This window comes from Streptomyces sp. NPDC096193 (assembly GCF_040302905.1).
Lineage (GTDB): Bacteria > Actinomycetota > Actinomycetes > Streptomycetales > Streptomycetaceae > Streptomyces.
This window is the reverse complement of sequence record NZ_JBEOSJ010000004.1, coordinates 129,209-148,671: the sequence shown is the minus strand read 5'-3', so window position 1 is coordinate 148,671 and position 19,463 is coordinate 129,209. Positions and strand designations below refer to the sequence as shown.

The window sequence follows — 19,463 nt, the reverse complement described above, 5'->3', positions numbered from 1 at the left end:
CCACGGCCGGGGCCAGCCCCTGCCGGTCCGTTGTTGCCGGTGCTGCTGCCCTGGACCGGTACGACGGGACGCTGCCGGCCCCGCCGACCGGCATGGACGCGAGCCCACCGCAGGCGCCCGGGCGCGGTGTGCCCCGCAGCCGGGCCCGGGACGTGGCAACCGAAACGGCAGGGATGGCGTCATCATCGCGTCGAATGGTGCGAGCCCGCCCGGCGCCGACCGGGCGGGCTTCGCGTCACCACCGCCGATCACCCGGCTGGCGGACCATGGCCACGACCCCTCGGCCAACGTAGAACCCTGCATACTGCTCGAAGCTGGGCAGATCCAGCCAGGCGACGCCGACGGAGACCGCCGACGCGGTCCCGCCAGACAGATGGAGACACGATGAGCAAGGCCACGAGACCGGATGCGCAGTCGCCTGCGCTGCACGACGCCGACAGCCACGACATGATCCGCGTGCACGGCGCGCGGGAGAACAATCTCAAGGACGTCAGCATCGAGATCCCGAAGCGCCGGCTGACGGTGTTCACCGGCGTCTCCGGCTCGGGCAAGAGCTCTTTGGTGTTCGACACGATCGCCGCGGAGTCGAAACGGCTCATCAACGAGACCTACAGCGCGTTCCTCCAGGGCTTCATGCCGTCGACGGCACGGCCCGAGGTCGACGTCCTCGACGGGCTGACGACCGCGATCACCGTCGACCAGCAGCGGATGGGCGGCGATCCCCGCTCCACGGTCGGCACCGCCACCGACGCCAACGCGATGCTGCGCATCCTCTTCAGCCGGCTCGGCCATCCCCACATCGGCCCGCCCAGCGCGTACTCCTTCAACACCGCCTCTGTCCGGGCGAGCGGTGGGATCACCGTGGACCGCGGTGCCGCCAAGACCAAGACCGTCAAGGCGACCTTCGAGCGCACCGGCGGCATGTGCACGCGCTGCGAGGGCCGGGGCAAGGTCTCCGACATCGACCTGACCCAGCTCTACGACGACTCCAAGTCGATCGCCGAGGGCGCGTTCACCATCCCCGGCTGGAAGTCGGACAACGTGTGGACGGTGGGGATCTACGCGGAGTCCGGCTTCCTCGACCCCAACAAGCCGATCCGCAGGTACACCAAGAAGGAGATGCAGGACTTCCTCTACCGCGAGCCGACCAAGGTGAAGGTCAACGGCGTCAACCTCACCTACGAAGGCCTGATCCCCAAGATCCAGAAGTCGTTCCTGTCCAAGGACAAGGAGGCGATGCAGCCGCACATCCGGGCGTTCGTCGAGCGGGCGGTCACCTTCACCACCTGCCCCGAGTGCGACGGCACCCGGCTGGCCGAGGGAGCGCGGTCATCGAAGATCAACGGGAAGAGCATCGCCGACGCCTGTGTGATGGAGATCAGGGACCTGGCCGAGTGGGTCCGCGGCCTCGAGGACCCCTCGGTGGCGCCGCTGCTCACGGCGCTCCAGCAGACCCTCGACTCCTTCGTGGAGATCGGTCTCGGCTATCTCTCGCTCGACCGTGCGTCGGGCACGCTGTCCGGCGGTGAGGCGCAGCGCGTCAAGATGATCCGCCACCTCGGCTCCTCGCTCACCGATGTGACGTATGTCTTCGACGAACCCACGGCCGGCCTGCACCCGCACGACATCCAGCGCATGAACCGTCTGCTCCTCCAGCTGCGGGACAAGGGCAACACGGTGCTCGTCGTGGAACACAAGCCGGAGGTCATCGCGATCGCCGACCACGTCGTCGACCTCGGCCCCGGCGCCGGTACCGAGGGCGGCACCGTCTGCTTCGAGGGCACCGTAGAAGGGCTTCAGAGCAGCGACACCATCACCGGCCGGCACCTGGATGACCGGGCCTCCCTCAAGGAGGAGGTGCGCAAGCCCACCGGCGCGCTGGAGATCAGGGGCGCAACGGCGAACAACCTCCAGGGCGTGGACGTCGACATTCCGCTCGGGGTACTCACCGTCATCACCGGCGTCGCTGGCTCCGGCAAGAGCTCGCTCGTGCACGGGTCGATGCCCGGACAGGCGGGGGCCGAAGGTGTGGTGTCGATCGACCAGAGCCCGATCCGCGGCTCGCGGCGCAGCAACCCGGCGACGTACACCGGACTGCTCGACCCGATCCGCAAGGCGTTCGCGAAGGCCAACGATGTGAAGCCGGCGCTGTTCAGCGCCAACTCCGAGGGTGCCTGCCCCACCTGCAACGGCGCCGGCGTCATCTACAGCGACCTGGGGATCATGGCCGGTGTCGCCACCACCTGTGAGGACTGCGGCGGGAAGCGGTTCGACTCGTCAGTGCTGGAGTACCGCCTCGGCGGTCGCGACATCAGCGAGGTGCTCGCGATGCCGGTGACCGAGGCCGAGGAGTTCTTCGGCGCGGGGGAGGCGTACACACCGGCCGCGCACCGGATCCTCCAGCGGCTCAACGACGTGGGGCTCGGCTACCTGACCATCGGCCAGCCGCTCACCACGCTGTCCGGCGGCGAGCGGCAGCGCCTCAAGCTGGCCACGCACATGGGAGACAAGGGCGGCGTATACGTCCTGGACGAACCGACCACCGGCCTCCACCTCGCGGACGTCGAGCAACTGCTCGGGCTGCTCGACCGCCTCGTCGACTCCGGCAAGTCGGTCATCGTCATCGAGCACCACCAGGCGGTCATGGCGCATGCCGACTGGATCATCGACCTCGGCCCCGGCGCCGGCCACGACGGCGGCAAGATCGTCTTCGAGGGCACACCGACCGACCTCGTCGCCGACGGTTCCACCCTCACGGGGGAGCACCTCGCGGCGTACGTCGGGAGCTGAACAACGGGCCCGGGCGCTGACGTGTCCCGACGTGGAACCTCCGGCATGGAAGGTTCCACGTCGGGGCCTTGCCGCGAGCGCGGACCGAGCGGCGGCGCGTTCAATCCGCCTTCCTGAACACCTCCGACATCCCGTCGCCCGTCTCCCGGCCCAGCAGTCCCCTCGCGTCCGGCCCGATCAGCCCGACGCGCGTGGCGAGTTCGCGGCCGTGCACATCGACGGCCGCCTCGATCAGGCTCGCGAGCGCGTCCAGCGCGGTCCGGGCGCGGGAACGGGCGACCGCCCCGCAGCCGATGGCGATCAGCGCGGCCGGCCACCACCAGCAGGCGAGCAGGGCACAGCCCACGGCCCAGGAGGCCAGACGGGCCGCGGCACTGAAGGAGTCCCGGCCCGCCCGGATCTCCTGTACGGCGGGTTCGGGAAGGATCAGCCACAGCCGCGGCCACAGCACGGCGAGGTCCACGCCGTACGCGGCCTCGACGCGGTCCGCCGTCGCCTGCATACGGTCGCCGTACCAGGTGGGCCGGGACGGTTCGCGCAGCGCGATCCCCTCCCGGGTGCCTCCGGGACAGCTCGATGGCCGCCCTCGGGACAAGGGCGCTGAGAACTGTCTGGAACCCGGCGAGTCGTACGCGTCCGGAACGAAGGCCCACACGCGCGGCCAGTTCGACGGATGCGGCATCCAGTCGCCCCAGGATCTCGGTCGCCCGTTGCGCCAGCAGCTCCCCCTCGGGCGTGAGCCGGATCCCGCGGCCCACGCGCTGGATGAGCTTGGCCCCAGTGGCGGCTCCCAGCCGCCCCAGGTGGTGGCTGACCGACGGCTGCGAGTAATGCGGCTCCTTCGCGGCTTCGGCTACCGATCCGTGCCGGGCAACCGCCGCCAGCAAAGTGAGGTGGGTCAGGTTCAGCATTCATCAAGCCTATTGATGGGATCGGCGCGGAATTGGCATAAGACGTCGTGCCACCGGGAGGGCTACCTTCGCCTGGTGGCCGAGCTGATCCGCCGAGGCCACGCCAATCGGAGGAAAGGAACACGACCATGTCCCTTGCCCGCGTCCAGCACATCGCTGTCTCGCTCGACGGGTTCGCGACCGGCGAAGGTCAGAGCCTCGAAGAGCCGTTCGGCCACGCCGGCGAACGGCTGCACGAGTGGATGTTCGCCACCCGATGGGGCCGCACGATGCTGCATCAGCCCGGGGGCTCGGGCGGCGTCGACGACGCCTTCCTGCGGCTGTTCACCGCCGGGATCGGCGCCGAGATCATGGGCGCCGGGAAGTTCGGCTACCCCGGCTGGCACGAGAACCCGGACTGGAAGGGCCCGTGGGGCGCCAACCCGCCGTTCCACACACCGGTCTTCGTCCTCACCCATCACCCGCGCCCGTCGATCGAGATGGAGGGCGGCACGACGTACCACTTCATCGATGCCTCACCTGCCGAGGCGCTCGCGACGGCCCGCGAGGCCGCGGGCGGCCAGGACGTACGCATCGGCGGTGGTCCCACCATGGTTCGCGACTTCCTGACCGCCGGGCTCATCGACCACATGCACATCGTGGTGGTCCCGATCCTGCTCGGCCGAGGCGTACGGCTCTGGGACGGGCTGGAGGGCCTCGAGAAGGACTACGACGTCGAAAGCGTCTCCACGCCCAGCGGGGTCACCCATGTGACGTTCACCCGCGCGGGTCGGTGAACCGCCCCGCACGGCAGACGGGGGCGGTTCGGGCGTCGCCTCGGCCGGCGACCAGGTCCCGGACCGCCCGCGCGTGGCTCGTCAGTGCCGGGCGCAGGACCAGGCGCCCATTCCCTGCATGGCGGCGAGCCTCTTGGCCGTGGCGATCTGCTCCCTCTTCGTGGCCAGATCGGCGCGTGGCGCGTACTTGAGGCCGCCGGCCGCCGCCCAGCTCGAACGGGTGAACTGCAGACCTCCGTAGTGGCCGTTCCCCGTGTTGGCCTTCCAGTTCCCGGAGGACTCGCACTCCGCGATGGCGTCCCAGTCGACACCGGCTTGGACCGCGGCCCGGGGCGCGGACGCCTGGGCGGCTCCAGCACCGAAGAGCAGGACAGGGGCGCAGGTCAGAGCTACCGCCAACGACCTGACAGGCAGTCCGTACCGGTGGTTCTTCTGGTGACGACGCATCAGCAACCCTCTCGCTCGGAAGCCCGGCCGCGGCAGCGGCGGAGCACAACCGAACGTAAGCGGGCCGGGTCGCCCCGGCACACCAAGAGCGTCCATCAGCGGCACAGGGCATCAGGAGCAGCCCGTTCGGCGGATCGGTGGGGCGGCGTCCGGGTGAGTGTGCATCCCTGACGTCGATCTCCTGATGGTTCACCAGGGGGGGCGGGTCCCTCCCGATATCCCGACGAATGATCTCCAGGGTCAAGGTGTGAGCGGGATCCCGACGACCTGGCTCAGGAGACCCCCAGGAAGATGCCGCCCGGCGTGTTGAGATCGTCGTTGTAGAGGTGGAACGCGCGCAGCGACCGGGCCACCTCCCGCTGGGAGATGAAGGCGTCGCGGTCCAGATCGAGTCGCTGAAAAATCGCCGCGGCATCACCGTCGGAGATCTCGCAGAAGGCCAAGTACCTGGCGAACTCGTCACGGTTGATCCGCTTGTCACCGTCGACGTCCAGGATGGTGAAGATGGCCTGGGCGATGTCTTCCAGCACCTGGGAGGCGTGCGCTCCGTAGCCGGCAGCGCGGTGCGCCGCGACGAACTCGTCCTGGGACAGCCGGTCCCGTCCCGGAGTCGCCTGCGCGAGTAGTCCCAGCCACTGAGCCCAGTAGGCCCGCTCCAGCGCCTTGATCTTGGCGTCGCTCTCCGCCAGCCCGTAGCCGGTGACGTACCGGTTCACGATTCGCTGGTAGTTCTCCCAGGTGACGTATCGGTCTTCGTCGGTGTCCAGCGCGGCGAAGAGCCGCCGGAGTCGGCGGGTGAGGGGATCGGCTGTCGCCATGGTTCCAGGTCCTCCGGGGAGCTCATTGACAGTGCCTGCACAGTGAATCGGTGTCGTGGGTGTCGCGGCCACGGTCGGTGGCTGCCTTTTTGGCGGGCCGACTCTCCGAGGAACTGACTTCGGCGTGTGAGACGTGCCCGGGGCGCGGAAGGTTCACCCCTCACGGGACGAACTCGTGCCCGGTGCCCGGTGCCCGGTGGCCGGCGGTGGCGGTGGCGGTGGCGGTGGCGCAACGTGTCTCCACCGTCAGGTTCCGTCGATCACGTAGCGTCTGCGCATGACTGTTTCTCTGTTGCTGCCCGGGCCGGGCGGGAGCATGTCCGAGACCGTGGGCACCGAGGTCTTCCGCCACGACGGCGAGGAGGACCGTTACGAGTACGAGATCCATGCCAGTGGGGCTCTCATCGTGTGGAGCATCAAGAGGGGCGCGGCCGACGCGATTCTCGAGGCGTACGGGCCGGGGGCCTGGCTCAAGGTGAGCGGGTCGGTCTACCAGCCGTAGTCCGCGGGCGGCGTGCCGCGGCGGCCCACGGCTTGCCCCCTGTCCATGAGGGCCGAGAGCTCCGTTGGGTCCCCGACTTCTCCGGCACGGCATGCCGGATAAACACTGTGCACGACTGGTCCGTGCGGTCGTGAGCATTCTGCCTTCGGGTTCCTTGTCCGGACAGGGCCTTGAGCATCTTCTGAGGTGTTCCGGTCAAGTGTGGGGTGCCGGGTGGCGGCCGCCGTCGAGCTGCTTCACCGCATGACCGCGTCACCGTGTCTCGGGGGCTGAACGGGTGCCCGGCCGGACGAGCTCGCGTGCTCGTTCCCGAAGTTGGCGTGAGCCCGCCACCGCGGTGACGAAGAAGCCCCGGACCATCCGCGGGACACCGTACGCCTCCGTACCGCGCAGACCCTTGCTTTCACGTCGGCCGAGATCGCCCGCCACGGCGAGGACATGCGGACCGCGCCGGAGACCGCCGAGGCGTTGTCCGAGCTGCTGGAGGACAAGATCCGGATCATCGACACGCGCATGGCCCAGCTTGCCGCGCTGTGCGCCGACCTCGAAGCGCGCGCCCGTACGGCGTGTCCGCTGCGGCCGGTCGGTCAAGCGGCTGAGACACCAGCCGGCCCGGCCGCCGGTTGAGCCGACCACAGGGTCAACCACCGGCCCGGGGCGACGAATGGGTTGACGAATGTCACACACCCAAGAAACGCCCGCAATGGCTTCATATCGGACATACCGGCCACGCTGTTGCTCCCCTTGCCCTGTTAGCGTCGCCGTCGTCCGGGGTCGCGTCGCTTGCATGTCCGTCGGACGACGAGTGCCTCCCAGCCTCGGCGCTCACGCCACGGTCCCAGCAGCGTCGGCCGCCGGCGTCCGACCGCGAGCGGACCGAAGCCATCGGACCTGAAGCGACCGCAGAAGCACACAGGACGGAACCCCCATGCTCCGAACGCACCTACCGCGCCGCGCAGCACGGTGCCTCGTCACGGTCCTGGCCACCGGAACCGTGATGGCCGGGCTCGGGGCCACCGGCGCGGCCGCGGCCGGCACCGGTTCGCGTGCGAGCGCCAAGGTCGGCGATTCACAGGTCACCTGCACATCGCACCGGCCCGGGCTGGCGAGCCGTCTGTCCCAGGACATCGCCGGCGCGCTGCGCGGCCGCCAGGGCGCTTCCGCTCTCGCGATCTACGACCGCACCACGGACACCTCGTGCACCTTCCGGGCCGGCGCGCGGTTCGACTCCGCGAGCGTGGTCAAGGTCACCGTCCTCGGGGCTCTCCTCCGCAAGGCCATGGAGGAGGGCCGTCACCTCACTCCGCGCGAGGTGACGCTGACCAAGGCCATGATCACCAAGTCGGACAACGACTCGACCTCGGCCCTGTGGCGCCAGCTCGGGCCGAAGAGCGTGCAGCGCTTCCTGGACCTGGCGGGCATGCGGGAGACCGTCCCGGGGCCGAAGGGGTACTGGGGCCGCACGCAGATCACCGCCGGTGACCAGCTCAAGCTGCTGCGCCTGCTCACCTCGCAGAACTCCGTCCTCGATCAGGACGCCCGCGCGTACGCACTCGGCCTGATGAACCGCGTCGTCCCCGCCCAGCGCTGGGGCATACCGGCCGGGGCCTCCGGCACGGCGACCGTGCATCTGAAGAACGGGTGGCTGGAGCGCGACGCCAAGGGGTGGCGGGTGCACAGCGTCGGTGTGTTCACGGGCCGCGGCCACGACTACGGGATCGTCGTGCTCTCCGACGGCAACCGCACGATGAAGGACGGGATCGCCGGCATCCAGGGCGCCGCCCGCGCCATCAACCGCGATCTTCCCTGAATCCGGCGCCGCCTCTGGTGCCGGCGCCCGCTTCGGCCCTTGTAGCGGCCCCTGCCTCCGGCGCGGCCCGCCGGCTCCGGGCTCCGGCGCCCCAATGGCCGGCTCCTCACTGAGAGTCTTCACGGTGCTCGACTCGCGGGCAAGGCCCGGTAGAGCCGCTGCGCGAGGTGAAGCTGAGCTGGGTGAAGACCTTGCGCAGGCCGTACGGGACAGGGCGTGCGCTGAGGATAGGCGGATGCCGATCATCCCGGTCCGACACGCCGTCGCGGGCCGTACGGTGATCTGGACCTGCCGGGCGGTGAGGCCGGTCGTGCCTGGCCGCGTGGCTGCTGGTGGATGGTCCCGCCGGTGGCCTGCCGTTCGCCGGCGGCTCGCTCGGCGAACCCGGCCACGCCCATGGTGTCCGGCATCTGTGCACCGTGCGCCGTCGCTCGCGTGCGTCGGTGCGGCGTCGTTCCCGGCGAAGCAGTACCCCCGTACAGCAGGTGCGCGTGCGCAATCGAAGCGCAGCCGGGTTTTGCCGAGGTGGAGATCGTCTCTTGGTACCGGCGGTCCCCCGTGTCTCGTCGCTCGGCAGCTCCTGCGACCGTGCCTGAGCCCCAGGGCCCAGTCGGTGCCGGTAGCCGGCCATCTCGGCGAGCCGGCCATAGGCCCCCTCGCGGTCTCGGGCCTCACCGCAGAGCGCGGCGGCCTCGATCGGCTCGACCAGCGACCCGCACATCGAGCCGAGGTCCGCGTCGTACGCGGTGGCACGCCGCCCGTCGACCATGGCCTTGCCGTAACGACCGAGGCCGTTGTGGGGCGTGGTGCTCGCCCAGCGGCGAAGGTGATCCCGATTCCCTCGCCGCGCCCGGTCACGTCCAGCGGGGCATTGCCGGTACGGGATGCCCTGGCCGCGTCGCCACGCACCGCGGCCGAATCCAGGGCGCCGGTAAGGCGCGATGACGCTGCGGGTTGTGGGCGTAACCGCCTGCAGTCCCTCGATCAGCGACGAAACGGCGCGACCAGGTCAAAGGCACGGGACGAAGGCCGGACCTTCTGTCCCTCCAAGGGCCTGGCCGGCTATTACGACATCGCCGGGGCCCGTCGTGCGGCGTGGTCGTACGAAGACGCCTACACCGAGGTACAGCGCATCTCCGGCCTGGTGTCGTTTGAGCCGGACGTCGTCGAGGTGCACCTCGGCGGCGTACGACAGAGCCTGGAACCGGGCCAGAACATGGTCTCGCACGGCGTCGACCGCAACCTCACGCTCGACGAAACGACGGCCGCCGGACTGCCGTGACCTGTGTCGTCGTAGCCGCAGGGGCCGACGGTGCCCGGGGAAGGAGCGACCGATGCCCACACTGCTGTCAGTGAACGTCGGCATGCCGAAAGACGTGTCCTGGCAGGGCAGGACCGTCCACACCGGTGTGTGGAAGCACCCGGTCGACGGCCCCGCGATGGTCCGCCGGCTCAACATCGACGGTGACGGCCAGGGGGACATGGCCGGCCACGGCGGCGAGCAGCGGGCCGTGCTCGTCTACCAGATCGACTCCTACCGCCACTGGCAGCAGCACTTCGGGCGCGACGACTTCGACTACGGCCAGTTCGGGGAGAACCTCACGGTCGACGGCCTCCCCGACGACGAGGTCTGCATCGGCGACCGGTACCGCATCGGCGAGGCCGAGTTCGAAGTCACCCAGCCCCGTGTCACCTGCTACCGCGTCGGCCTGCGCCTCGGCCGACCCGAGCTGCCCGCACTGCTGGTCAGCCACCACCGCCCCGGCTTCTACATGCGGGTCCTCCACGAAGGGCACATCGAGGCGGGCGACCGCATCGAGAAGACCGCGACCGGACCCGGCAAGCTGACCGTGGCCGACACCGACGCGCTGCTCTACCTCCCCGGCCGGGACCCGGCCAAGCTGCGCCTGGCGCTGCAGATCCCCGCCCTGAGCCCCGGCTGGCAGAGCTCGTTCCGCGAACTGCTCGATGCCGCAGAGCGTCCCGGCACCGCCGCCGCGACCACCTCCGCCGGACCGGCCTGGGACGGCTTCCGCGAGCTGCGCGTCGCGGAGGTGGTCCCCGAGAACACGACGGTCTCCTCGATCCACCTGGCCGCCCCGGACGGGACCCCGCTGCCGCCCGCCCGCGCGGGCCAGTACCTGACACTGCGGATCCCCGGCGCGGGCCAACCGGCCCTGATACGCAGCTACTCACTGTCCTCGAGCACCGATACCGGTCACTACCGGTTCAGCGTCAAACACGAGCCGCACGGCACCGCGAGCGGATACCTGACCACGAAGCTGCGGCCGGGGGCGGTTCTCGAAGTCGCGGCCCCTCGCGGCGAGTTCGTTCTCGCCGAAGGGACCGGCCCGGTCGTCCTCCTCTCCGCCGGTATCGGCCTCACGCCGGTGCTGTCGATGCTGCACGAACTCGCCAACCAAGACAGCGGCCGCGAGATCTGGTGGATCCACGGTGCCCGCAGTCCACGGGGACACCTACTGGCCGCCGAGGCGCATGCCCTGGTCGCCGCACTGCCGCACGCCCACGAGCACGTGTTCTACAGCGCGGCGACACCGGAGGAACGGAACCGCGTCCACGCCGTCGACGGACGTCTGACCAGGGACAGACTGATCGCGCTGTCTCTTCCGTCCGACGCGACCGCCTACATCTGCGGACCCACCGCCTTCATCGCGGACATGCAGGAGGCACTCACCGCGGCCGGCATCGTCCCGGCCCGCATCCACACCGAGTTGTTCGGAACCCTGGCGTCCATCACCCCCGGCCTCATCAGGCAGTTCACCCGGCCACCCCACCAGCCAACGGGGCCTCCCGGCACCGGCCCGCTGGTCACCTTCGTCCGCAGCGGCATCTCCGTGCCGTTCCCGGACGGCAAGCGGAGCATCCTCGAACTCGCCGACGCCTGCGACGTCCCCACCCGCTGGAGCTGCCGCACCGGCGTCTGCCGCACGTGCGCCACCAGCGTCATGTCCGGTGGCGTCACCTACGCCCCGGAGCCGCTGGAGCCCCCACCCGTCGGCGAGGTGCTCATCTGCTGCGCCCAGCCGGACAGCGACATCGTCCTGGACATGTGAGGACGCCCGTCGTCATGCACACACCCGTCGTCCGACACATCCGCGGGGCAGCGGCCTGCGTCCGGGACCGTCACCGAGTCGCTCTGCCGCCCGGGTCCGGGTCGTACGGCGGAGACCGTCTGTTCCGGACGGCGTCCGACCGGCTGATGACGCGCCGGAGTTCACGGGCGCTTCGAGGTGTCAGGGCCTGCATCACGGTGTCGAGAAGAGAGCGGGCTTCGAGAGGATCGGGGCAGCAGTACGCGTGCACGTTGCCCCACTCGTAGTCGTGCCACAAATCGCGCTCCGGACGGTGGACGTAGTCCTTCCACAGGCGCACGGCCGCGGTGACGTCTCCTGGTTGGAGATAGTTGCGGGTGCGCTCCAGTGAGGCGATCTCGGACAGTGCACGCGAGGACAGGCCGTCGATGACCGGGCGTGCCGCCGGAGGCCTGTGGTGGGACATACCTGTCCGAAGGGGTGCGGGCCGGCTACGCGGCATCGGCCTTTCGGTTCGTCGTCATGCCGTGCATGGTGTCACGATCTCGAACGATGTCTCGAACGAATTCCTCTCCGTCCTGGGGCGTGCTTCATCAGCCGCGCCGAACGACTCAGACCTCGGGAAGGGACGGATCGGCTGTCCAGGGGGCCGGTGCGCTGATGGCCCAGCGTTCGTGATCCCGCCAGCCCCCGTCGATGTAGAGGTAGTCGGGCGAAAGTCCCTCGTAGCGGAAGCCCAGCCGACGGACCACGGCGAGGGACGCCGTGTTCGCCGGCTGAATGTTGGCCTCCAGCCGGTGGAGCCGCAGGTCGGTGAAGGCGTGCTGCACAGTGGCGTTGAGCCCCTCGGTCATGTAGCCGTGCCCTGCGGACGGGGCGAAGGCCGCATAGCCGAGAGACGCGCCCTGGTAACGGCCCCGGATGATCGAGTTGATGTTCACCATGCCGGCGGCCGCACCGGTCTCCCGGACACGGACCAGAAAGCCCTGGTTGGTGCCGTCCTCGAAGCGGCGCATCCAGGCCCGGAAATCCTGGGCGGTAGAGGGCAGTTGCATCCATGGCCGGTGCAACTCCGAGCTGGCCCCTACGAGCGTGCAGAACTCCTCCTGGTCAATGAGCGTGAGTGGGCGTAGTTCAATCCGTGACGGCGGCGTGGGCATGGACCAACGTTATGGGCTGTGCCGTCAACGGCTCATCGGACCGCGCGGCAACCGCCTGGCCGCGGGCACGGCTGCGGTAGCGCAGCGGTGACTCGCCCACCCCACCACATGGAGGGAATCGGCGGCGTGTACCTCAAGGACAACGACATCTCGAAAACTGGACACGACCCGCAGCCCCTCACCGGCGCCGAGAAGGCACCCCCGGCCGACGTCGTCCCGCACGCCATCGACACCCGGTCCGCGCGGCGGCTCCGGGAGCCGAGCGAGGAACTGATCAAGAGGTGACCACCCCTGGAGAACGGCCGCGGCAGCCGCCCCAACGGTCCGGGGCACTCACACCGGTATCCCTCCGAGAGATCAGTCCGAAGCGGTGTCGGCTCTCCTCCTAAGGACCAGGACCGCCGTGTCGTCGGACGGCCTGCCACCGGTGTGCTGTTGCAGCTCCCGGTGCAGCGTCGCCCCGATGTCGCGGGGAGCCACCTCGCCCCAACGGGTCACCCGGTCCTCCAGCGGATAGAAGGCGCCCGCGGCGTTGCGGGCTTCGGTGACGCCGTCCGTACAGAGCAGCAGAGTGGAGCCGGGCGGGAAGTCGAACCACTCCACTGTGCGTGGCTCCGGAGTCAGCGACGCCAGACCCAGCGGAACCGACGGTTCGCGGCGCAGTGCAGGTCCTGCCTGATCACCGTGCAGAATGTAGGGCTCGACGTGACCACAGTTGATCGCCTGGGCTTCCGGTCCGGAACCGATGCCGAGGACGAGGGCCGTGACGAAGCGTTCTCGTTCTCCCGCCTGTGCGGCGAAGGAGTTGTGCCGCAGCACCGAGTTCTCGAGAGCGTCCACCACCGCCGTGAGCGTGGGCGCCGAGACCGCGGACTCCCGGAAGGCCGTCAGCACGGCGAAGGCCGCGCTGATCGCGGACAGACCCTTCCCCTGGACATCGGCGATGAACACACGGCTCCCGTACGGCGAGTCCACGACCTCGTAGATGTCGCCCCCGACCCGGCTGTCCTCCTCCACCGGCTCGTACAGGCCCTGGACGAGCAAGTTGTCGGTCAGCAGGGGAAACGGGCGCAGGATCTGGCGCTGCAGAGCGGCCGCGGCGGAACGCAGCCGGGCGATCTCGCCCTCCCTGCGGGCGCGCTGGGCCGCTCCGGCAACACTCAGGCTGGTGAACACGAGCGCGAAGACGACCACTCCCACGTCCGCCGCGAGGGTGTCGAGCGGCGTGTCGATGAGGGAGGCGACGATGACGACGTTGACCCAGACGGACGCGAACACGGTCTGCCGGACAGTTGCCCTTCCGGCGAACAACGCCGGCAGCACGACGAGAAAGGGAGCCAGCCTGGTCTCCCTGCCGAGGACCAGGCCTGTCAGCGCCAGGACCACCGTGACACCGACCAGCCAGAACACCACGACTCGCCAGGGGAGCGGGGCCGGGCGCGAGCCGCGGCTCTTCACCGCATCCGGTGCATCAGAATCGTTCGAGGCGCGCACCGTTGCTCCTGCCCTCCGGCCGACGTCGTGACAGCGCCCACGGTCCTGCCCGCACGGTCCGGAACCGGTCCGAGCCGAGACTTCACGCCGGAGCAGCGGAGCACCGAGGGCGCCGAGACATCCGTATCCCATGGCCGGTGGTTGTACGTGAGGGAAGGGCGGCGTCACTCGGATGTCCCACACCTAAGGGCGTCGAGGGCGTGCCGGGACGGAGTGATCATCCTTCCCGGAGCCCGTGCGGAGGCCGCCGAAGACAGTCCCGGCCCGCTGGCTATCCTGACCTTCTTGTCCTGGAGACCGGAGCGCAGGTGCCACAGACGGAGCTGTCCCAGCAGCCGCAAACAGACCCGGACGACGCCGCCGAGCACCATGCGTACGACATCGTCGTCTCGGTCGCCGTCGGCGTGCTGTCGATGTCCCTGCTCATGGCACTCGGATGGGTGCTGGGCGGTACGCAGTGGCTGACGCATCCGGGCTTCCAGGCCTGGTCGACCATCTTCGTCGCGATCACCGTGCAGGCCTTGCCGTTCCTCCTGCTCGGCACGCTGATCTCCGGGGCGGTCAACGCCTTCGTGCCGGCGAGCGTGTTCAGCCGCATGCTGCCGCGCAATCCCGCGCTCGCGGTACCCGTGGCGAGCGTGGCGGGGACGGTGCTGCCGGGCTGCGAATGTGCCTCCGTGCCGGTCGCGGGAAGCCTCATCCGGCGCGGGGTCACACCGGCAGCCGCCTTCGCCTTTCTCCTGTCGGCCCCGGCGGTCAACCCCATCGTGCTGGTCTCCACCGCCGTCGCGTTCCCGGGCGCCCCCGAAATGGTCGCGGCCCGTCTTGTCGCTTCGCTGGCCACGTCGGCGGCGATGGGCTGGCTGTGGCTGAGGTTCGGCCGCACACAGTGGCTGCGGATGCCCTCCCGGCACAGTGGTCATCAGCCCGGGCACGGCAGATGGGAGGAGTTCCGCCTCGGATTCCAGCACGACTTCCTGCACGCCGGCGGGTTCCTCGTCCTCGGCGCCATGGCTGCCGCGGCCTTCAATGTCACCGTGCCGCGGTCGGTGCTGGACACCTTCGCCGACTCGCCCTGGTTGTCCGTACTCTTCCTCGCCGTGCTGGCGATCGTCCTCGCTGTCTGCTCCGAGGCCGACGCCTTCGTCGCCGCCTCGCTGACAGGCTTCTCCCCGACGGCCCGGCTCGCGTTCATGGTCGTCGGCCCCATGGTCGACCTCAAGCTGATCGCCTTGCAGGCGGGCACATTCGGCCGGGCCTTCGCGCTGCGGTTCTCCGCGGTGACCGCGGTGGCGGCAGTGGCCTTCAGCGCTCTGACGGGTTGGTGGGTGCTGTGAACCGAAAGGCCCAATCCCTACTGCTGCTCATCACCGGCGCAGCCGTACTGCGGGCGTCGTTGTTCAGCGACCTGTGTCTGCGCTACGTGAAGGAAGGACTGCGGCCCTATCTCGTCATCACCGGCTTCGTCCTGGTTCTCGTCGGACTGCTCGGTGTGCTGCGCGACGTACTGCCGTTCGCCGCACGGCAACGCGCGGAGACCGGACAGCAGAGTGATGGCGCGCCGTCGGACGGGCACGATCACGCGAGGGGCCCGCTCACGTCCTGGCTGTTGCTTCCGCCGGCACTCGCCCTGCTGTTCTTCGCACCTGCCGCGCTCGGTTCGTACACCGCTGCCCGGACCAGCCCGATGGTGGTGGAGCACTACGAACGGTTCGAGCGGCTGCCCGCGGGAGCGGCACCGCTGTCGCTGACCGAGTTCATCGCCCGGGCCCAACAGGACGACAGGAAAAGCCTCCAGGGGCGTACCGTCCTGTTGTCCGGTTTCGTCACGCCCCGCAAGGACGGTACGTGGGGTCTCACCCGGTTGCAGGTCGCCTGCTGCGCGGCCGATTCCCAGTCGTTGAGCGTGACGATGCACGGAGTGCAGGCGCCGCCCGCCGACACCTGGGTCGAGGTGTCCGGCACCTGGCACCCGGTGGGCGAGCTGGGCACCCGTACCGCCGCACTCGCACTCGACGTGACCTCGCTGAAACGGGTCTCCCCCCCGTCGACTCCGTATCTCGACCGCGCGCCGGTTCCCGGGCCGGGGTAGCGGTGGTCCGCTCGACGGACACGGCCGTCCTGTCGTACCGGCGCGCCGGAACCCGTGCACACGCAGGAGGCTGCTACGCCTCGTCCTCGTCGAGCGCCTCCTCGACCCAGATGATCTTTCCGTGGGGTGTGTAGCGCGTTCCCCATCGTCGAGCGAGCGCTGCGATGATCAGCAGGCCCCGGCCGTTCTCGTCCTGTGCCCGGGCGTGACGCAGATGGGGTGCTGTGGCTGCCTCGTCGGAGACTTCGATCGTCAGCGAGCGGTCGCGTATGAGACGGACCGTCGGGTTGCCGCTGGCGTGGCGGATCACATTGGTCACCAGCTCACTGACGATCATCTCTGTCGTGAACGCATGGGCTGCGAGTCCCCACTCCTCCAGCTGGTGACCGGCCTTGTCCCTGGACTCGGCTACCGCGGCGGGCTCCCTGCTGCCTGTCCAGGTGGCGACGGAGTCGGCAGGAAGGCGATGGGTGAGGACCGCCAGCACGGCAGCCCCGTCGTCCGGTTGCTGCCCCAGCAGGCTGTGAACAATGCTGTCGCAGGTTGCTCTGGGATCGTGGGCCGCACGGGCGGCGGCCTCGCGCAGCTGGGCCATATGCTCCTCCGCGCGGGCGCCGGGCTCCAGGAGCGACTGTGAGTAGAGGGTCAGCATGCTCTCAGGAGCCAGGGTCACCCGGCTCATGTCGTAGCTCGCACCCTGTCCGAGTGGGGGACCGACCGGTACGTCCACGGCGGTCACGTCACCGTCGGCGGATGTCACAAGCGGCGCGGGCCAGCCGGCCGAAGCAACGGAGAGTTCCCCGGTCACGGGGTCGTAGACGGCATACAGACAACGGGGGGATTCCACGCCGGCGGGCCGTACCCCCGGCTGCGGACGAGCGACGGCGGGGAGGATGCGACCGGTGGCATCGTCCAGATGGGCCAGCAGCTCGTGGGGCGGCAGGTCGAGTGCGGCCAATGTGTCCAGGGCCGTACGGAATCGGCCCATGGTCACGGACGCGTCGAGTCCCTGCTGCGGCACCTGTCCGATGGCCAGACCGACACGGGCTCCGGACAGCGCGATGACATCGAACCAGACCGTCTGCCGGGATCCGGGTGTGTAGAAGTGTGCCGTCGTCACCCCCGAGAGCTCCGGGAATGCTCGCGGGAGCAGGCTCCGCTGAAGCGCGACGGCGGTGGTGTGCTCCCTGATGTAGCCGCGCGCGTTCTCGATGTGCACGCAAGCCTTGGCGCTCACCTGCTCGGCGAGGCCCACATCGAGGGTGTCGAACGGGATGGGGTGGCGTGGTCCTCGGTAGAGGCTGACCAGCCCCAGGAGACGCCCCTGGGAGGACAGAGGCAGCACGATCATCGAATGGACCCTGGCCTTTCTCAGGGCGCCTGCCCGAGCGGCGTCGTGCATGAGCCAGTCGGACGGCGACGTGCGCGGGTCCATCAGCCGGGGTCTGAGGTCGGCCATCACCTGCGTGTAAGGGGTCGGGGACACGAAGTAACTCATCTCGCCGACGGAGTAGACGGGTTGCAGCTCGCCCGGCGCCTCGAAGGCGGCCCGGCGCATGGGCACATCCGTGCCGACCGGCGTCGCCGGAGCCTCGGCTCCCTGCAGAACCGCGTCGATGAGGTCGACCGAGACGGCGTCGGCGAAATCCCGTGTGGCGACGGCGGCGAGTTCCTGCGCTGTCCGCATCGCGTCGAGTGTGGTGCCGATCTCTGCGTGCGCCCGGGCGAGAAGGTGCGCCGCCGTCCGGTCGCGTTCGGGATCGGTGACGTCGTGGATCACGGCTCCGACGCCGATGGTCTGCCGAGCGTCCTGGAGCCGAAACGCGGTGACGGCGAAGACACGGGGCCGATGCTGAGCGTCCTGCCCGTCGACCCTGCCCTGGACAGCTGGTTCGCTGCCGTCCAGCGCCTGCCGGAGAACCGCGGCCAGGGGGAGGCGCGAGCCGAGGTCCGCGACGCGGTGCTGGAGTACGTCGGAGGCCGGCCGCCCGCGCATGGCCAGGGCCGCGGCGTTGCTGCGCAGGACGCGAAGCTCCGTGTCGTAGATCTCCAGCCCGGCGGTGGACTGCTCGAATGCCGAGTAGTCGAAGACCGCTTCGATGTGCGCCGCCCGGAGGCTGGGGGCTGTGCCGCGGATGTCGACGACGGTCTCCGTGCCGTCGCGGCCGACGCTGAGCAGCAGTACGGCCGGCGCCGGCGCATCGCCCTCCGCCGTCAGACGGTCCAGGAGATCGGCGAGAAGGCGGCCTGCGGGTTGTCCCACCGGGTCGGCGGAGAGGGCAGGACACCTGCCCGTCGGGTCACGCCAGCTGGAGACGTTCCCGCTGTCGTCCAGAGTGAACGAACTCTCGTGTGCCATCGGCGGCACCTCCCCTCGCACAACCCTGCCGGCTCCTCCCGCCACGCGGCAGCGATCCGGCTGTGCGGCACACTTTCCAGCTTGACGGGGGAGCGCGGTGTCGGCAACCGGCCGTCGCCCACCGCCACCCGCCGACGATCCGGCCACCGCGCGGGGTCATGCGCAGCCGAGTAAAGTTGTCGGGTCTGCAATCGTGCCCGGGTGCGCCTCTGGTCCCCTCAGTCGGACAGCACCCACATCACCGCATCCACACCGTCAATGCAGGACCGGGTGCCATGAGTTCGATCGCGCAGTCCTCAGCGAAAAGACTGGTCAGTCTTCCCCACTTTGCCATTCCTCTGGGATTTGCCGGCCTCGGCGGCGCATGGGCGGTAGCGGCTACGATGCTGAAGGCGCCCGAGTGGGTCGACGACACCTTCTTCTCGATCGCCGCGGTCCTGTGGATCCTGTTCTCCACCGTCTACATCGGCGAGAGGCTGCGCAACACCCGCGAGTTCCGGGACGACAGAGAAAGCGCGGTCTCCGGAGCCGGGGCCGCATTCCTGCCGGTTGTCGGGATCCTGCTGATCGTGCACTTCGGTCAGTACATGCCTCTCCGAGCGGCGAGAGTTGTCTGCTGGATTCTCGTTGCCGCACTGGCGACAGTGGCCGCCCAGCTGTTCGCGCACTGGCTGACCGGGCACCTGACCTTCAAGCAACTGCATCCCGGGTACTTTCTCCCGCTGGTGGCGGGGCCGTTCATCGCCAGCCTCGGCCTCTCCAGCGTTCAGGCCATTCCGGCTGCGAGGACGGCTCTGGGGGTCGGCATCTTCTTCTGGGTCCTCATCGGCGGCGTCATCACCGCTCGGCTCATCACCGCCGGCCCTCTCCCCGGGCCGGTCATCCCTTCGCTCTCCGTGCTGCTGGCCCCGCCTGCGACGGGAGGGATCGCGACGTTCTTTGCGTACCCCGGGCCCGTAGGCCCCCTCCAGCTCGCCTTCTTCGGCATATTCATCATGATGGTGCTCATCCAGATCGCCCTCTTCAGGGTGTACATCAATCTTCCCTTCGATCTGAATTTCTGGAACTTCACCTTTCCCGTCTCGGCTTCGGCCAACTACGGGCTCCACTGGCTCGGCGAAGCGACCTTCGACGGCCGGCGACAGCTGGCCTGGGCGATCGTGTGCCTGGCCACCGTCATCGTGCTCGCGATCGCCGCGGCGACGGTGCGCAGCCTGCTTCCGGACAGCCGAACCTGACCGCCCGCACGTC

At 69.5% G+C, this 19,463-nt stretch carries 18 protein-coding genes and 1 pseudogene; 11 read left to right on the top strand and 8 right to left on the bottom strand.

Annotated features, from left to right (window positions below):
* Positions 1-384: 384 nt before the first annotated feature.
* The gene (locus tag ABTX78_RS08420) at positions 385-2,790 is read left to right on the top strand and encodes an ATP-binding cassette domain-containing protein (protein WP_352206020.1); all 2,406 of its coding nucleotides are present in this window, start codon (positions 385-387) and stop codon (positions 2,788-2,790) included.
* Positions 2,791-2,890: 100 nt separating this feature from the next.
* Here ABTX78_RS08420 and ABTX78_RS08415 read toward each other — a convergent pair whose 3' ends face one another.
* Positions 2,891-3,292 carry a hypothetical protein gene (locus ABTX78_RS08415; protein ID WP_352206019.1) on the bottom strand — a complete coding sequence of 134 codons (402 nt, stop codon included), beginning with the start codon at positions 3,290-3,292 and terminating at the stop codon, positions 2,891-2,893.
* A 232-nt stretch (positions 3,293-3,524) separates the two neighbouring features.
* A pseudogene (locus ABTX78_RS08410) lies at positions 3,525-3,701 on the bottom strand (helix-turn-helix domain-containing protein); the annotation flags it as partial.
* A 128-nt stretch (positions 3,702-3,829) separates the two neighbouring features.
* Here ABTX78_RS08410 and ABTX78_RS08405 point away from each other — a divergent pair.
* Entirely contained in the window at positions 3,830-4,477 is a 648-nt protein-coding gene (locus ABTX78_RS08405; protein WP_352206018.1) for a dihydrofolate reductase family protein, read from the top strand.
* A gap of 81 nt (positions 4,478-4,558) precedes the next feature.
* Here the strand turns inward: ABTX78_RS08405 and ABTX78_RS08400 are convergent, their stop codons facing one another.
* On the bottom strand, positions 4,559-4,924 hold the full coding sequence (locus tag ABTX78_RS08400; RefSeq protein WP_352206017.1) for a transglycosylase family protein: 366 nt from the start codon (positions 4,922-4,924) through the stop codon (positions 4,559-4,561).
* 272 nt (positions 4,925-5,196) lie between these two features.
* Positions 5,197-5,742, bottom strand: a complete 546-nt coding sequence (locus ABTX78_RS08395) for an EF-hand domain-containing protein (RefSeq protein ID WP_352206016.1) — start codon at positions 5,740-5,742, stop codon at positions 5,197-5,199.
* 277 nt (positions 5,743-6,019) lie between these two features.
* On the opposite strand from ABTX78_RS08395, the gene ABTX78_RS08390 reads away from it, so the two are divergent.
* From ABTX78_RS08390 to ABTX78_RS08370, 5 genes are all read left to right on the top strand, one after another.
* On the top strand, positions 6,020-6,244 hold the full coding sequence (locus ABTX78_RS08390; protein ID WP_352206015.1) for a hypothetical protein: 225 nt from the start codon (positions 6,020-6,022) through the stop codon (positions 6,242-6,244).
* Between the two features lie 438 nt (positions 6,245-6,682).
* Positions 6,683-6,871, top strand: a complete 189-nt coding sequence (locus ABTX78_RS08385) for a hypothetical protein (RefSeq protein WP_502993804.1) — start codon at positions 6,683-6,685, stop codon at positions 6,869-6,871.
* A gap of 301 nt (positions 6,872-7,172) precedes the next feature.
* Positions 7,173-8,054 carry a serine hydrolase gene (locus tag ABTX78_RS08380; RefSeq protein ID WP_352206014.1) on the top strand — a complete coding sequence of 294 codons (882 nt, stop codon included), beginning with the start codon at positions 7,173-7,175 and terminating at the stop codon, positions 8,052-8,054.
* Positions 8,055-8,667: 613 nt separating this feature from the next.
* A complete protein-coding gene (locus ABTX78_RS08375) occupies positions 8,668-9,336 on the top strand; it encodes a DUF427 domain-containing protein (RefSeq protein ID WP_352206013.1) in 669 nt (222 codons plus the stop codon).
* A 52-nt stretch (positions 9,337-9,388) separates the two neighbouring features.
* A complete protein-coding gene (locus tag ABTX78_RS08370) occupies positions 9,389-11,128 on the top strand; it encodes an MOSC domain-containing protein (RefSeq protein WP_352206012.1) in 1,740 nt (579 codons plus the stop codon).
* A gap of 70 nt (positions 11,129-11,198) precedes the next feature.
* On the opposite strand, the gene ABTX78_RS08365 is transcribed toward ABTX78_RS08370, so the two are convergent.
* On the bottom strand, positions 11,199-11,573 hold the full coding sequence (locus ABTX78_RS08365) for a hypothetical protein (RefSeq protein ID WP_352206011.1): 375 nt from the start codon (positions 11,571-11,573) through the stop codon (positions 11,199-11,201).
* A 145-nt stretch (positions 11,574-11,718) separates the two neighbouring features.
* A complete protein-coding gene (locus ABTX78_RS08360; protein WP_352206010.1) occupies positions 11,719-12,267 on the bottom strand; it encodes a GNAT family N-acetyltransferase in 549 nt (182 codons plus the stop codon).
* Between the two features lie 108 nt (positions 12,268-12,375).
* On the opposite strand from ABTX78_RS08360, the gene ABTX78_RS08355 reads away from it, so the two are divergent.
* Complete coding sequence (locus ABTX78_RS08355) at positions 12,376-12,552, top strand: hypothetical protein (protein ID WP_352206009.1); 177 nt, start codon at positions 12,376-12,378, stop codon at positions 12,550-12,552.
* Between the two features lie 72 nt (positions 12,553-12,624).
* On the opposite strand, the gene ABTX78_RS08350 is transcribed toward ABTX78_RS08355, so the two are convergent.
* Positions 12,625-13,680 carry a PP2C family protein-serine/threonine phosphatase gene (locus ABTX78_RS08350; protein ID WP_352206008.1) on the bottom strand — a complete coding sequence of 352 codons (1,056 nt, stop codon included), beginning with the start codon at positions 13,678-13,680 and terminating at the stop codon, positions 12,625-12,627.
* A gap of 506 nt (positions 13,681-14,186) precedes the next feature.
* Here ABTX78_RS08350 and ABTX78_RS08345 point away from each other — a divergent pair.
* Together ABTX78_RS08345 and ABTX78_RS08340 are read left to right on the top strand one after the other, a co-directional pair.
* Positions 14,187-15,098 (top strand): permease, encoded by a 912-nt coding sequence (locus ABTX78_RS08345; protein WP_352206285.1) that lies wholly within the window; start codon positions 14,187-14,189, stop codon positions 15,096-15,098.
* Positions 15,095-15,853 (top strand): TIGR03943 family putative permease subunit, encoded by a 759-nt coding sequence (locus ABTX78_RS08340; RefSeq protein WP_352206007.1) that lies wholly within the window; start codon positions 15,095-15,097, stop codon positions 15,851-15,853. Before ABTX78_RS08345 ends, ABTX78_RS08340 begins: the two co-directional genes overlap by 4 nt.
* A gap of 73 nt (positions 15,854-15,926) precedes the next feature.
* Here ABTX78_RS08340 and ABTX78_RS08335 read toward each other — a convergent pair whose 3' ends face one another.
* On the bottom strand, positions 15,927-18,212 hold the full coding sequence (locus tag ABTX78_RS08335; protein WP_352206006.1) for a SpoIIE family protein phosphatase: 2,286 nt from the start codon (positions 18,210-18,212) through the stop codon (positions 15,927-15,929).
* Between the two features lie 275 nt (positions 18,213-18,487).
* Here ABTX78_RS08335 and ABTX78_RS08330 point away from each other — a divergent pair, with 275 nt between their 5' ends.
* Positions 18,488-19,450: an SLAC1 family transporter gene (locus ABTX78_RS08330; protein WP_352206005.1), complete on the top strand. Its 963-nt coding sequence runs from the start codon at positions 18,488-18,490 to the stop codon at positions 19,448-19,450.
* Positions 19,451-19,463 lie beyond the last annotated feature (13 nt).

Coding starts and splice junctions, on each gene's coding strand:
- ABTX78_RS08420 (WP_352206020.1), top strand. CDS start 385: ATGAGCAAGGCCACGAGACCGGATGCGCAGTCGCCTGCGCTGCACGAC.
- ABTX78_RS08415 (WP_352206019.1), bottom strand. CDS start 3,292: ATGCAGGCGACGGCGGACCGCGTCGAGGCCGCGTACGGCGTGGACCTC.
- ABTX78_RS08405 (WP_352206018.1), top strand. CDS start 3,830: ATGTCCCTTGCCCGCGTCCAGCACATCGCTGTCTCGCTCGACGGGTTC.
- ABTX78_RS08400 (WP_352206017.1), bottom strand. CDS start 4,924: ATGCGTCGTCACCAGAAGAACCACCGGTACGGACTGCCTGTCAGGTCG.
- ABTX78_RS08395 (WP_352206016.1), bottom strand. CDS start 5,742: ATGGCGACAGCCGATCCCCTCACCCGCCGACTCCGGCGGCTCTTCGCC.
- ABTX78_RS08390 (WP_352206015.1), top strand. CDS start 6,020: ATGACTGTTTCTCTGTTGCTGCCCGGGCCGGGCGGGAGCATGTCCGAG.
- ABTX78_RS08385 (WP_502993804.1), top strand. CDS start 6,683: ATGCGGACCGCGCCGGAGACCGCCGAGGCGTTGTCCGAGCTGCTGGAG.
- ABTX78_RS08380 (WP_352206014.1), top strand. CDS start 7,173: ATGCTCCGAACGCACCTACCGCGCCGCGCAGCACGGTGCCTCGTCACG.
- ABTX78_RS08370 (WP_352206012.1), top strand. CDS start 9,389: ATGCCCACACTGCTGTCAGTGAACGTCGGCATGCCGAAAGACGTGTCC.
- ABTX78_RS08365 (WP_352206011.1), bottom strand. CDS start 11,573: ATGTCCCACCACAGGCCTCCGGCGGCACGCCCGGTCATCGACGGCCTG.
- ABTX78_RS08360 (WP_352206010.1), bottom strand. CDS start 12,267: ATGCCCACGCCGCCGTCACGGATTGAACTACGCCCACTCACGCTCATT.
- ABTX78_RS08355 (WP_352206009.1), top strand. CDS start 12,376: ATGGAGGGAATCGGCGGCGTGTACCTCAAGGACAACGACATCTCGAAA.
- ABTX78_RS08345 (WP_352206285.1), top strand. CDS start 14,187: ATGGCACTCGGATGGGTGCTGGGCGGTACGCAGTGGCTGACGCATCCG.
- ABTX78_RS08335 (WP_352206006.1), bottom strand. CDS start 18,212: ATGGCACACGAGAGTTCGTTCACTCTGGACGACAGCGGGAACGTCTCC.
- ABTX78_RS08330 (WP_352206005.1), top strand. CDS start 18,488: ATGAGTTCGATCGCGCAGTCCTCAGCGAAAAGACTGGTCAGTCTTCCC.